This window comes from Stenotrophomonas sp. Steno-Z10-BAI, assembly GCF_056393115.1.
Map to the genome: position 1 here is coordinate 43,393 of NZ_JBWJOZ010000004.1, position 13,582 is coordinate 56,974.

Here is a 13,582-nt window from a genome sequence, read left to right on the forward strand (position 1 = left end):
GTGTTTCCGCCAGCGTCGCCAGCCGACGCGAGCGGTTATCGCGTTACCAGTGGAACCATACCGTCAGTGCATGCAGGATCACGCCGATCAGGCCACCGACCAGGGTGCCGTTGAAACGGATGAACTGCAGGTCGCGGCCGACGCTCAGTTCCAGCTGCTCGACCAAGTGGCGTTCGTCCCAGCTTTTGACGGTCTGTGCGATGTGCTCGGTCACGCCGCTGCGCAGCCGCGTGGTCAGGCGCTCGGCACCGTCCATCAGGTGCTGGTTGAGCGCCTCGCGCAGCGACGGGTCGGCCTGCAGTGCCTCGCCCACCGAGGCCAGGCTGCGGCGCAGATGGCCGGCCAGTGCGGAGTCCTCGCTGGCCAGGTCGGCTCGCAGGCTGGCATGGATGCGCGCCCACAGGCCCTGCACGTACTCCTGCACGGCCGGGTGGTCAATCACCTGCTGCTTGAGCTGTTCCACCTTCTCGGCCAGGGCCGGGTCTTCGCGCAGCCGCTGGATGTAATCGCTCAGCCAGGTTTCGTAATCGCGCCGCAGCGGATGCTCGGGCTGGGCCAGGATCTGCTGCAGTTCCTCCAGCACCGCATGCGCCAGGCGCTCGGCAAGGGTGTCACCGATCTCATCGATCGGCTTGACCCAGTTGACCGTGCTGGCCAGCTTGGGCCACTCGCGCTGGATGTAGCCCACGATCAACGTGGACGCGCGGTCTTTGACCTTCTCGTTACCCAGCCATTCGCTGATCCGGGTCAGGCCTTCGTCCAGCACGCGCTGGTGGCGGTTGTCGGCGGTGAGCAGGCCGAGCAGTTCCCCGGCGGTGGCGGCCGCATTCCATTGCCGCAGCTGCTGGATCACGAAGCCCTGGATGCTGCGCCGGACGGCCGCTTCATCGAGGAAGTCCAGCGCCTGCAGGGCCCAGCCGCGCGCCATGTCGGCCAGCATGCGGGCTCGCGCCGGCTCGGCCAGCCAGCTGCCCAGGCGGCTGGCTGGATCGAATACCTGCAGCCGGGCCAGCAGGGCCTGCGGTTCCAGGAACTGGTCGCGCACGAACAGCGCCAGGCTGTCGGCAATGCGGTCCTTGCTGCGCGGGATGATCGCGGTATGCGGGATGGGCAGGCCGAGCGGCCGACGGAACAGGGCCACCACCGCGAACCAGTCGGCCAGCGCGCCGACCGCGGCAGCCTCGCAGAAGGCCGAGACCCAGGCCCAGATGCCGCGTTCGCCGTGCCAGTGGCTGACCGCGAAGCCGGCCAGCATCGCCACCAGCATGGCCAGGGCGATCAGTTTGAGCCGACGCAGCTGGGCGCGGCGCGGGTCGGGAGGGGAGGTGGGCGTCATTGCGGCAGTTTAACGACCCCGGCATGAGCAACAGGTAGTGCCGGCCGCTGGCCAGCACTACACCGGATCAGGCGTCGGCCATCCCGCTGTCCGCCACCTGCTTGCGCAGCGCGGCCAGCTGCTGGCGCAGGGTGTCGTTTTCCAGGGTCAGCGCGATGATGCGCTGGCGCAGCTCGGCAGGGCCTTCGCCCAGGGCGTTGAGCGCATCGGCGATCTCGGCGGCGCGGCTGGGGTCGGCCTCGGCCTCGCCGTCGGCACTGTGCAGCACCTCCTGGACCGGCTTGCGCGGCTTGCGCTTGGACTCGCGCACGCGCTTGGCGGCCTGCTTGAGCTCGTCCTTGCCGGCGGCGGCCGCGGCGCGCTGCTCGTCTTCGGGCAGATCAGCCACGGCGGCTGCGGCGCTGATCGAGATCACACCGGTCTTGACCGCTTCCACCAGCTCCGGTGCGGCCTGCTTGTGGATGCGCTCGATCATCGTCACCTGGCTGCTGCTCAGGCGCGCTTCGCGGGCCATGTCGGCGCGGCTGACCTTCGGCGCGGCGGCCCACGGCGGGCTGTCTTCGTCACCGGCATCGGCCGGCCCGCTGATCTCGCCGTCGCTTTCCTTCTGCAGCTGGGCCTGGTCGGCGCGGTGGCGCTCGGCCAGGATGTCGCGCTTGCGCAGCGCCAGCACGCCACGCTGGAAATCGGAGACGCTGCGGCGCCCCAGGTGCTGTTCGATCATCCACAGGTGGACGTCACCCATCGACTGGAAGCGGGTGTTCTGGATCGTCTGGAACGGCAGGCCGTGCTTCTGGCAGATGCCGTAGCGGTTGTGGCCATCGACCAGTACCTCGCCCCACAGCACCAGCGCATCGCGGCAGCCCTCTGCGAGGATGCTGCGCTCCAGCGCGTCGTGCTCGTCCGGGGTCAGCGGGTCGATGTAGGCCTTGAGTTCTTCTTTGACGACAATGTCCATGCAATCCGGTACGCGAGCGAAACGTGACCGACCATTGTAAGGATCGCGGCGGTCGCCGTCGTCGCCGGCGGATTCAGCCTCAGCCGGTGGCGCGGATCATCTCGCCCAGTACGTCCACGATCCGGTCGATATGGCTGCGCTCCAGTATCAGCGGGGGCGACAGCGCAATCACATCGCCGGTGCAGCGCACCAGCAACTGGCCATCGCGGAAGCAGCGCTCGAACACCTCGTAGCCACGCGCGCCGGGGGCGTCCTTGCGCGGCATCAGCTCGACAGCACCGATGAGCCCAAAATTACGGATATCCACCACATGCGGCAGCCCGCGTAGGCTGTGCAGTCGCTCCTGCCAGTAGTCGCCCAGCTCGATGGCGCGCTCGAACAGATGCTCTTCGGCGTAGGTATCCAGCGCCGCCAGGGCCGCTGCGCAGGCCAGCGGGTGGCCGGAATAGGTGTAGCCGTGGAAGAACTCGATGGCGGCCGGCGGCCCCTGCATGAACGCGTCGTGGATCGCATCGCTGGCCAGCACCGCGCCCATCGGCACCGCGCCGTTGGTCAGCCCTTTGGCCAAGGTCATCAGGTCCGGGGTAACCCCGAAGCGCTGCGCAGCGAAGGCGTTGCCGACCCGTCCGAAACCGGTGATCACCTCATCCAACACCAGCAGGATGCCGTGCTGGTCGCAGATCTCGCGCAGGCGCTGCAGGTAGCCCGGTGCGGGCAGGATCACCCCGGCCGAGCCGGCGATCGGCTCGACGAACACCGCCGCGATCGTGGACGCATCGTGCAGTGCGATCAAACGCTCCAGGTCGTCTGCGAGTTCGGCGCCGTGGCGCGGCAGGCCGGGACTGAAGGCATTGCGCTCCAGATCGAGCGTGTGGCGCAGGAAGTCGCTGCCGGCCAACAGCGGCCCGAACGTCTTGCGGTTGTTGGGCAGGCCGCCGATCGACAGGCCGCCGAAGCCCACGCCGTGATAGGCCTTTTCGCGGCCGATGAAGCGGGTGCGGTGGCCCTCGCCGCGCAAGCGGTGGTAGGCCAGCGCGATCTTCATCGCGGTGTCGACTGCTTCGGAGCCGGAGTTGGTGAAGAACACATGGTTCAAGCTCGCCGGTGCCAGCGCAGCGAGGCGCTGGGCCAGCACGAACGGCAAGGGCGAGCCCATCTGGAACGGTGGCGCGAAATCCAGCGTGGCCGCCTGCTGCTGGATCGCCTGCACGATCCGCGGCCGCGCATGCCCTGCGTTGCAGCACCACAGGCCGGCCGCGCCATCCAGGATCGGGCGGTCGTCGACGTCGTGGTAGTACATGCCCTCGGCGCGCACCAGCAGGCGCGGGGCGGCCTTGAACTGGCGGTTGGCGGTGAACGGCATCCAGTAGGCATCCCGGTCTGCGGGAACCTGGATGGCCAGGATCGACAACGACGGTTCGGGACGAGGCATGAGGCACTCCGCAAGGGCGCGATGGTCACGACTTTATCGCACTCGCCTCACGTCATCCCGTGACGGCGCCGGGTATAACCGCCTTACCCGACTGAGTGGATGAGGACGACGCCGATGACCACCGCACGCACCCGTGACGACTGGCAGCGCCAGGCCGATGCACTGACCTTTCAGGGGCAGGCCTTCATCGATGGGCGCTACGTCGATGCGGCCAGCGGCGCACGCTACGACTGCATCAGCCCGATCGACGGGCGCGTGCTGGTGCAGGTGGCCGATGCCGATATGGCGGACGTCGACCGGGCGGTCGCGGCGGCGCGGCGCAGTTTCGATGCGGGCGACTGGTCGCGGGCTGCGCCCTCTCATCGCAAGCAGGTACTGCTGCGGCTGGCCGATCTGGTCGAACAGCACGCCGATGCGCTCGCGTTGCTGGAGACCCTGGATATGGGCAAGCCGGTACGCGATGCGCGCGAGGGCGATCTGGCCGGTGTCGTGCGCTGCCTGCGCTGGACCGCCGAGGCGGTGGACAAGGTGTACGGCGAGGTTGCCCCGACCGCGCTGGATACGCTGGGCCTGATCACCCGTGAGCCGGTGGGCGTGGTGGCGGTGATCGTGCCGTGGAACTTCCCGCTACTGATGGCAACGTGGAAGATCGCGCCAGCCTTGGCGGCGGGCAATTCCGTGGTGCTCAAGCCCTCCGAGCGCTCGCCGCTGAGCGCGATCCGGCTGGCCGCGCTGGTGGCCGAGGCGGGGGTGCCCGATGGTGTCTTCAATGTGCTTCCCGGCCATGGTGAGCGGACGGGCGAGCCGTTGGCGTTGCACATGGATGTGGATGCGCTGGCGTTCACCGGGTCTACCGCCGTGGGTCGCCGGTTGCTGCAATGCGCCGGGCAATCGAATCTCAAGCGCACCTGGCTGGAGTGCGGCGGCAAGAGCCCGAACCTGGTGTTCGCCGACGCGCCCGATCTGGACAAGGCTGCGCAGGCGGCGGCCACCGCGATCTTCTACAACCAGGGCGAGGTGTGTACGGCTGGCTCGCGTTTACTGGTCCAGCGCTCGATCAAAGACGCGTTCGTGGCACGGGTACTGGCGCATGGCCGGCATATGCAGCCGCAGCACCCGTTCGAACCGGACGCTGCGATGGGCGCATTGGTCGACGAGGCGCATGCGGGCCGCGTGCTGGGTTATGTGGCACGCGGCGAGGCCGATGGCGCGCGGCTGCTGCTGGGCGGCAAGCGGCTGGAGGTGGTGCCGGGTGGCAGCTATGTCGAACCGACGGTGTTCGACGAGGTCGATCCGCAGCACACCATCGCCCGCGAGGAGATCTTCGGGCCGGTGCTGTCGGTGCTGACCTTCGATCATGAAGACGATGCCCTGCGCATGGCCAATGATTCGATCTACGGGCTGGCCGCCGGGGTGTGGACACGCGACCTTGGCCGTGCGCATCGGGTAGCACGCGGGCTGCGCGCGGGCAGTGTGTGGGTCAATCAATGGGATGGTGGCGACATGACCGCGCCGTTCGGTGGCTACAAGCAGTCCGGCATCGGCCGCGACAAATCCCTGCATGCCTTCGACAAGTACACCGAGCTCAAGGCGACCTGGATTCATCTGGGCGGCTGACGCCGCTCAGCAGTCCTGGCTGTGGCGGATCAGCGACTCGCGCAGCAGGTCGCGATCCATTTCATCCACGGCGTTGCGCAGGTAGTCGATCTGCTGCCGCGTCAGGCGGCACGGGTCCACCGTGTAGCCCGGGGGCCAGGCGCCGATCAGCTGGAAGATGCCGTGCACGATCTGCTCCGGGGTCATCCCCGCCTTCATGCGGAAGCGCTTGGGTTTGGGCTGGAATGCCGGGTGTACCTCCCGGTCGCCCAGCACACGCGGAACCAGCAAGGCGGCATCGATGCCGTTGCCCATCAGCGAGCCCGGCACGCTCAGGTCCAGTGCGGCGCGTGGCGCCTGCGGATCCACCGCCGCAGCATGTGATGCGATGGTGGGCGTGGCCACGCGTGGCGCAGGCAAACGCTGCGAGGCGGCGGGCTGCGGCATAGGGGGCGCGGGAGTCGCCAAGGGTGGGGGAACCGGCGCAGGCAACGGCCGCGGCAGCCAGTACACCGCCAGGCGGGCGTCCTCCGCGACGCCACCGGGCGGCGGTGAACGCAGCAGCACGCCCAGCATCAGCCCGTGCACAACGATCACCACCGCGATGGCGGCCGGCTGCGCCCAGCGCGAGGGGGCGGTACTCTTCCGTGAGGCTGACATCCGGGACCGTCCTGGTGGGGTGACCGCGGTCAGACCCTGCGGTGCCGGGGAAGTTCCTGCCCGATGCGCAGGCCGCCGACCCGGTCACAGGCTGACAGTCTCGTCTGCAACCATTGCGGCACCCAGCGGAAGGCCGTGGCAGAATCCGGCAGCTGCCTTTTCCTGCGTACCCGATGTCCACACCTGCTGTCGCGCCTGTCGTGAACTCTCCCCGCCGCATCCTGCTGGCGAGCCTGATCGGCACCACCATCGAGTTCTTCGATTTCTACATCTACGCCACGGCGGCGGTGCTGGTGTTCCCGCACCTGTTTTTCCCGGAGAGCAGCGATGGTGCGGCGATGCTGCAGTCGCTGGCGACCTTCGCGGTGGCCTTCATCGCGCGGCCGGTCGGCTCGGCGGTGTTCGGTCACTACGGTGACCGCATCGGGCGCAAGGCGACGCTGGTCGCTGCGCTGCTCACGATGGGCATCTCCACCGTGGCGATCGGCCTGCTGCCCACGCATGCCAGCATCGGGTTGGTGGCGCCGGCCCTGTTGGCGCTGTGCCGCTTCGGCCAGGGCCTGGGGCTGGGTGGGGAGTGGGGCGGCGCCGTGCTGCTGGCCACCGAGAATGCGCCGCCCGGCAAGCGCGCCTGGTACGGCATGTTCCCGCAGCTGGGCGCACCGCTGGGCTTCCTGCTTTCGGCCGGCATCTTCCTGCTGCTGGGCCGCGCGATGAGCGAGGCCGACTTCCTGCAGTGGGGGTGGCGCGTGCCGTTCCTGGCCAGTTCGCTGCTGGTCGGCATCGGCTTGTGGGTACGCCTGAACATCCACGAGACCCCGCAATTCCAGGCCGCGCTGGACCGCAACGAGCGGGTCAAGCTGCCGATGTGGACGGTGCTGCGCGAACATCCGCTGACGCTGGTGCTGGGCACCCTGGGGGCATTCGCCACCTTCGTGCTGTTCTACCTGATGACGGTGTTCACCCTCGGCCATGGCACCACCGTGCTCGGCTACTCGCGCGAGCAGTTCCTGCTGCTGCAGATGGTCGGCATCCTGTTCTTCGCCGCCGGCATTCCCATTTCAGCCTTGTATGGCGACCGCTGGGGCACGCGCCGCACGATGATCGTGGCCAGCGGCCTGATCCTCGCCTTCGGCGTGGTGTTCGCGCCGCTGTTCCAGGCCGGCAGCCCGTGGCTGGTGCTCGGATTCCTGGCGCTGGGGCTGTTCCTGATGGGCCTGACCTACGGCCCGTGCGGCACCTTCCTGGCCGAGATCTACCCGGTGCAGGTGCGCTATACCGGCGCCTCCTTGTCGTTCAACCTGGCCGGCATTCTCGGTGCCGCACCGGCGCCGTATGTGGCCACCTGGCTGGCCGAGCGCTATGGCCTGGTCGCGGTGGGCTATTACCTGTGCGTGACCGCACTGGTCACCATCGTTGCCTTGCTGGCGATGGGGCGGCGCGGGCGCTGATCAGCGGAAGAAGCGCTTGAGCGTGCGGCCCAGCCAACTACCCTGCTGGTGGTCGCGCGCGAACTGGTTGAGGTGCTGTTTGACCTGCGGCGCGTACGCCTTGTCATCGCCACGGATATGGTTGAACAGCCAGCGCGACAGCATCGTACGCAGCTCTTCGGTGATGTCCTCACCGGCCTGGAAACGGAGCCGGTACTCGCCCACGCGCTTGCCGAAGATCTCGTGCACACGCTTGTGCGCCGAACAGAACGGGTACCCGGCTTCCTCCATCAGTTCTTCTTCGAAGGCGAAGTGGGACATCGTGTAGTCCACCAGTTCGTCGATGACCTCGGCCACGGCCAGCCGCTCCAGGCTCTTCTGGGCGACGTGCAGGTGGTTGAGCATCTCCACGATGCGCATGTGCTGGTGATCGATGACATCGATACCGATGTTCAGATCGTCCTGCCAGACCAGAAGTGCCATGGTGCGTTCCCCGCGCTGTTCAACTGGGGGCGACTCTAGGCAGTCGCGGCCGGGGCCGCGTTGATCTCGATCAAGGCGCCAGGGCAGGCTCGCGCTGGCGTGGGCCGGTCGCCACGGTAGCGCAGTGGACGCGATTGCGGCCGCCGGCCTTGGCCAGGTACAGCTGCCGGTCGGCCTCGGAAATCAGCCGGTGCAGGGAATCGCGCTGCGGCCGCAGGCAGCACAGCCCGATGCTGACCGTCATGCGCAGGGTGGTGTGGCCCAGGTCGACCTCCAGCGCGGCGATGGTCTGGCGCAGTTCGTCGAAGTACTGCACGGCCTGCACTTCATCCATGCCCGGTACCAGCAGGCAGAACTCCTCGCCCCCGAAGCGCGCGATCAGATCGTCCTCGCGCGCATGCTGGGCCACCGCTGCGGCCACCGCGCGCAGCGCATCGTCGCCGGCCTCGTGGCCATGGGTATCGTTGATGTGCTTGAAGTGATCGATGTCGATCATCGCCACCGCGACCTGTTCACCGTCCAGGTGAAGCTGCGGCAGCTGGCGCTGACTCTGCTCCAGGAAGCAGCGACGATTCGGCAGGCCGGTCAGGAAATCGCGGGTGGCCAGGTCCTGTAGCGTGCCGATCAGCTCGAGCTGATCCACGTTCTGCGAGACGCGGCAGAAGAACTCCTCGCGCGAGAAGGGCTTGCGCAGGAAATCGTTGGCGCCGTTCTTGAGGAAGCGCGGAATCAGCGACGGATCGGTATTGCCGGAAATCCCGATCACGGCGAGCTTGTCGCGCGAGCGCATCGTGCGCAGACGGCGGGTGAATTCCACCCCCTCCATGCCGGGCATTTCCTGGTCGACCACGGCCAGCCGGATCGCCGGGTGGGCCTCGATCGCCTTGAGTCCCTCGGCACCGTCGGCGGCCTCGTAGACGTCGTGCCCGTACATGCGCAGCAAGGAGGCGGCGTACATCCGTGCCGACATCGAGTCGTCCACCACCAGCGCGGCAATGCGCCGGTTGCGCTCCAACCGCTGCACCAGCCACACCAGATAATCGATGCTGCCCGGAGTGTTCTTGAGCACGTAATCGATGATCTGCTGCTGCAGCACGCGCTTGCGCAGATCCTCGTCATACACGCCGCTGACCACCACCGTGGGCAGCCCGCGCGACAGGAAGTAGTCCACCACGGTATCGCGGTCGCCATCGGCCAGCACCAGCCCGGTCAGGACCAGGAACCAGCCCTGTTCCTCATCCAGCAACCGCCCGGCCTCGGCCAGGCTGGTCGCCACCGAGACCGGCAGCTCCAACCGCTGCTCGATCGCCTCGCGCAGCATGCTGGTGAACGTGCGCGAGTTTTCCACCAGCAGGATCCGCTGGGGCAGGGCATCACCGGGGTCGCTGAGAACAGCGCCCTGCAACAGTGCCGGCATGAGGCGTACGCTCGATTCCGAGTGGGTCGGGACTGGTAGCGGCCGTTTCACATGCAACTTTAGGGGGAGGGGGTGCCGCGCAATGTCGCAGCCTCCGCCTGGCTGCCGTGTGGCTCGTCGTCCTGTGCTGGCGGCTCAGGCGGTCCCCGTTTGCTCGATGGACGTCCGCTTACGGTTACTATCGCTGAAGTTCCCCTCGACGTTTTAATCAGGAGGTAAATGTGCGCATTCCAAGGATTGTGGGTGTTGTGGGTGTCGTTATTCTCGCGTCGGTTCCAATGGTTGGAATGGCGCAGTCAGATAGTCACGGAACTCCTCTGGCGAGAAGTGGACTCGGCCAGGCACAACCCATGGCTGTCAACTTAAGTCAGGATCCGAACTGGCTCGTGTACGGATTCCAGCGAGACGGTATCTCGTATTTCCAGGTGAATGATCTTGCCGGGCGTGTGCAGGTAATCATCGGGAATACCGATGATGTGTTCTGGACATTGCCCGCCGGCGACGGCCGGGCTCGGGTTTCGTTGCCGATGCAGCAAGTACGGCATTCCACGAACGCATCACGCGTCGAAGTGTATCGGGGGCCCAAATTCTCGTTGGTGCGCTACGGACACGGCGGCGACGCCGTGTGGGCTGTCGAAGCCAAGGATGACCTGAACTAGGAACTCGCTGACAGGTCAGTCATGACGTGCTGTCATCCCAAGGGTGACAGCACGTTGTTCAATGAAAAGCTGGTGCAACGGGCCGTCCAGTAGCTGACCTTGGTCATCGGGAGCGAGCGCAGAAGCATGCGTCAGACCGCGATTAGGTCAACGCTTTGCTATTGTCCACGTCAGATGTTCCGCGCCCCGCCGAGTGGTAGCGGGCGGCTCTGTTGGAGGAGCGTGTTGGTGCTTCCGTGAGCACCATTCTGATCCGGTTGCGACGGCACTGCACGACGCCGCCATATGCGAGAGGCAGGCCGGCCAAGCGTTCATCTGCCATAGCGATAGTCGTCTCAGACAATCCACTTCCAGAATCAAGACGAGCGACCACCACGAGGATTCCCCGCTGCGGTCCGAAGCGTCCGCAGCGCGCGCGAACCAATACCTGTCCCTTCTCATGCTCCAGCAGAAGGGATACGGCATCGGTCAGTGCGCGATAGGCAGCCAGCTGCAGGCCATTGCTCAGCATGCAAGGGTCGCCCTCCAGCCGAGGCCGGGTCACCCGGTCGCTCTTCTCCCACGCTTCGCGCACGCCACCGGTCTGCAGGGCTACATAAAGACCCAGTTGGTCCAAAGTGGTGGGATAGACCATGCTTGCCTGCTCCCGAAACAGGCGCGAATGCACCGTTGCAGTGTGCAGCAGGCCGCTGGCGATTTCATGATGTCCATGCAGCTTCAACCAGTTCACGACTTCGTTGAGGGAGACATCAATGCCATCTCCAAGCTTCCGGAGGCTAAGCGCACGCTCGCGCAGACCGTTTTCCCTCGCCATATGGGAGTTTCTGGCCAGCTTGATAGCGTTCTTCTCACCATCGTCCCGGATTCGGTAGCGGTGATAGTAATGAGTGATCCGGGAGCCGAACATCAGTAACGCGGCACCTGCAATGGCCATGATCATCTGCGTGGTAAACGTCGAGGGATCAAATGCCGACGGATAGGGCTTGGGCGTGGTAAGACCAATGATCAGATTAAGTGTTGGCACCGCCACTGCTGCGCCACGCCAGCCGAGCAGGCACGTCAGTGCAATGGCCGGGAGCGCCATGAACAGCTGCAGGCTGCTCTTGGCTGTGGGCGATTCCGCAGGGGTCAGCGTCATGCATATGCCTAACATGATCATCAAGGCGAGTGCGGCAATGATTGGCGTGAGTAATCTGCTAGTCCATGCCGGCTCCGTGTGCCGCTTTGCCCAAAGCAAGGCCAGCGGCGCCACGGTCAGGATCCCGATGAAGTCACCTACGATGTAGCGCGCGATGCCAGTGAGCAATGGCATATCCGGCGTTGTCCAAAGCAATTCCGCCAGAGCAAGATTGATTGACGTAACGGCTACGGCGGATGCCGCGCCAACTGAGAGCAACCAGGCCTGCGTGGTGGCGGCCATCATCTTGCGATGCAGTCGCACGATCATTGCCACCGTGGGCATCAGCGAGACGGAGGCGAGAACGACCCACGTCAGCCCGTACTTCTCCACCATCGGGTAACGCATCTGGGCGAAGTAGGCGTACTCACCCAGGAACAGATAGGGCCACAGTCGTGGTGGACAGAGCAGGAGTGCAGCCACGCGTATGCCAGCAGGCAGGTAGAACTGGTCGAGGGACAACTTGCGCGCGCCCCAACATGCAAAGGCGTAGATGACGGCAAGAACAAGCCCGATCGGCTCGATGCGCAGATTCACCTGAAGTCCATTTTTCCACCATTCTCCTCGCACCGGCTCCCCCTGTTCGTGCCTTCAACGTCCCTGTGTATCAATGCCGCGATCAGATTGGACGGTATATATACGCGCCGGATTATGCAATTGCGCAAGTGGTCCGGCGTGATGGCGCGCACAGCGTATGGATACACATGTAGACACGTGTCGCGCCCATGGGCGTGACAAATATCTCATTTTTTTATGAAACTCTTCACGCCGGTCATGGGGGCCGCATTCGAGCTGCGCCGCGGACATGCAGATGACTCCCCGTGGTTGAGGAGTGCCAATCTCTGCCACTGAGGGCATTGATATGACGCATTCTCCACACTTCGCTGGTCTGTGACGCGCGGCGTGCACAGCACGGCAAGCGCTCCCATACCATCTGCTGGCACTCGCCGTTCTGGAGCTGCCGGGAAATGGAAAGCCCGTTTTCAGATCCCGCGCCGTGTCTCACTTTTCCAACGTGGCACCCTCGCCGAGCCCGCCACCCCGAAAGCCCCTTAAGCCCTCACCACAACGCGTCCCGCAGTTTGTACCAGGACATCGCCGCCACCAGCAGCGGGGTCCGCAGCATGCGCCCGCCGGGGAAGGGCCGGTGGGGAATGCGTTCGAACACATCCAACCGCTCTGCCTGCCCGGCGATGGCTTCGGCCAGCACCTGGCCCGCCAGGCCCGCCGCGGCAACACCGTGGCCCGAGAAGCCCTGCGCGAAATAGACATTCGGGGTCAGTCGGCCCCAGTGCGGGGCGCGGTTGCGGGTGATGTCCACATAGCCGCCCCACACGTACTCCAGCTCCACGTCGGCCAGCTGCGGAAACACCGCGCGCATGCGCCGGGTCATCACACCGCGCAGGCCAGGCGGGGGCAGGGCGGAGTAGCTGGCTTGGCCGCCGAACAGCAGGCGGTGATCGCGGCTGAGGCGGAAATAGTCCAGTGCCCAGCTGACGTCGGCCACCGCCATGCCGTTGCGGATCAGCGATTCCGCCCGCGCCTGCCCAAGGACCGCACTGGCGCCGATATAGGTGCCGACCGGCATGATCCGCGATTCCAGCTCCGGCGCGATGCCCTCCAGCCAGGCGTTGCCGGCGATCACCACGTGGTCGGCGCTGACCGTGCCGTGTGCGGTACGCAGCTGCGGCCGGGGCCCGCGGATCAGCTGCAGGACCGGGGACTGCTCGTGGATCACCGCGCCGGCCGCCTCCGCGGCACGGGCCAGCCCCTGCGCGTAGGCCAGCGGATGCAGGTGGCCGCTGTGGGGATCGAACATCGCCCCGCGATAGCGGGGGCTGTCCAGCTGCCCGCGCAGCTGCGTGCGGTCCCACCATTGCAGGGGATAGGCGTAGCGCTGGGCCAGATCGATCAGCCCGGCGCGCAGCATGCGCTCCTGGCGGGGTTTGATCGGCACGCTGGCGTGGCCATCGCGCCAATCGCACTCGATCTGGTGATGGGTGATGCGATCACGCAGCAGGCGCATGCCATCGCGCGAGAACTCGAACAGCGCCCGCGCGTCTTCAGCACCCACCAGATGCTCGAGCGTATCCACTTCGCAGCCGTAGCCGACGATCGCCTGGCCACCGTTGCGGCCGGACGCACCCCAGCCCACGCGGTGCGCCTCCAGCAGCACGACGCGATAACCGCGCTCGGCCAGGGTCAGGGCGGCGGACAGGCCGGTGTAGCCGGCACCCAGCACGCAGACATCGGCGCTGAGATCGCCCGTCAACGGTTCACGTAGCGGCGCGCCCGGCACGCTGTCGGCGTACCAGCTGGGTGCATGCGCCTCGCCGGCAGCCGTCATGCCGGGCACCGGCGGGAAGAGGACAGGACAACAATCATGGACAAAGGATGCCAGCAACCGGCGCGCGGAACAGGGGTCAGTCTGTCG

General features: G+C 66.3%; 11 protein-coding genes. 3 read left to right on the top strand and 8 right to left on the bottom strand.

Features of this window, described 5'->3' with window-relative positions:
* Window positions 1-43: 43 nt before the first annotated feature.
* From AC06E9_RS11255 to aptA, 3 genes are all read right to left on the bottom strand, one after another.
* Window positions 44-1,336 carry a DUF445 domain-containing protein gene (locus tag AC06E9_RS11255; RefSeq protein WP_070426981.1) on the bottom strand — a complete coding sequence of 431 codons (1,293 nt, stop codon included), beginning with the start codon at window positions 1,334-1,336 and terminating at the stop codon, window positions 44-46.
* Window positions 1,337-1,403: 67 nt separating this feature from the next.
* A complete protein-coding gene (locus AC06E9_RS11260; RefSeq protein ID WP_478056061.1) occupies window positions 1,404-2,294 on the bottom strand; it encodes a plasmid replication/partition related protein in 891 nt (296 codons plus the stop codon).
* A 79-nt stretch (window positions 2,295-2,373) separates the two neighbouring features.
* Complete coding sequence (aptA, locus tag AC06E9_RS11265) at window positions 2,374-3,726, bottom strand: omega-aminotransferase AptA (RefSeq protein WP_478056062.1); 1,353 nt, start codon at window positions 3,724-3,726, stop codon at window positions 2,374-2,376.
* 114 nt (window positions 3,727-3,840) lie between these two features.
* Between aptA and AC06E9_RS11270 the strand changes: the two genes are divergently transcribed.
* Entirely contained in the window at window positions 3,841-5,343 is a 1,503-nt protein-coding gene (locus AC06E9_RS11270) for an aldehyde dehydrogenase (protein ID WP_478056063.1), read from the top strand.
* A gap of 6 nt (window positions 5,344-5,349) precedes the next feature.
* Here AC06E9_RS11270 and AC06E9_RS11275 read toward each other — a convergent pair whose 3' ends face one another.
* Window positions 5,350-5,982, bottom strand: a complete 633-nt coding sequence (locus AC06E9_RS11275) for a hypothetical protein (protein WP_478056064.1) — start codon at window positions 5,980-5,982, stop codon at window positions 5,350-5,352.
* 173 nt (window positions 5,983-6,155) lie between these two features.
* On the opposite strand from AC06E9_RS11275, the gene AC06E9_RS11280 reads away from it, so the two are divergent.
* The gene (locus AC06E9_RS11280; RefSeq protein WP_121041609.1) at window positions 6,156-7,433 is read left to right on the top strand and encodes an MFS transporter; all 1,278 of its coding nucleotides are present in this window, start codon (window positions 6,156-6,158) and stop codon (window positions 7,431-7,433) included.
* Here AC06E9_RS11280 and AC06E9_RS11285 read toward each other — a convergent pair whose 3' ends face one another.
* Both AC06E9_RS11285 and AC06E9_RS11290 read right to left on the bottom strand, forming a co-directional pair.
* Window positions 7,434-7,895, bottom strand: a complete 462-nt coding sequence (locus AC06E9_RS11285; RefSeq protein ID WP_152151837.1) for a bacteriohemerythrin — start codon at window positions 7,893-7,895, stop codon at window positions 7,434-7,436.
* Between the two features lie 70 nt (window positions 7,896-7,965).
* Window positions 7,966-9,312, bottom strand: coding sequence for a diguanylate cyclase (locus tag AC06E9_RS11290; protein ID WP_121041613.1), 1,347 nt, complete (start codon window positions 9,310-9,312; stop codon window positions 7,966-7,968).
* Window positions 9,313-9,662: 350 nt separating this feature from the next.
* Between AC06E9_RS11290 and AC06E9_RS11295 the strand changes: the two genes are divergently transcribed.
* Window positions 9,663-9,971 carry a hypothetical protein gene (locus AC06E9_RS11295; RefSeq protein WP_478049890.1) on the top strand — a complete coding sequence of 103 codons (309 nt, stop codon included), beginning with the start codon at window positions 9,663-9,665 and terminating at the stop codon, window positions 9,969-9,971.
* A gap of 142 nt (window positions 9,972-10,113) precedes the next feature.
* On the opposite strand, the gene AC06E9_RS11300 is transcribed toward AC06E9_RS11295, so the two are convergent.
* Window positions 10,114-11,718, bottom strand: coding sequence for an MASE1 domain-containing protein (locus AC06E9_RS11300; RefSeq protein WP_478049889.1), 1,605 nt, complete (start codon window positions 11,716-11,718; stop codon window positions 10,114-10,116).
* Window positions 11,719-12,208: 490 nt separating this feature from the next.
* Complete coding sequence (locus AC06E9_RS11305; RefSeq protein ID WP_478056065.1) at window positions 12,209-13,495, bottom strand: NAD(P)/FAD-dependent oxidoreductase; 1,287 nt, start codon at window positions 13,493-13,495, stop codon at window positions 12,209-12,211.
* Between the last annotated feature and the right edge of the window lie 87 nt (window positions 13,496-13,582).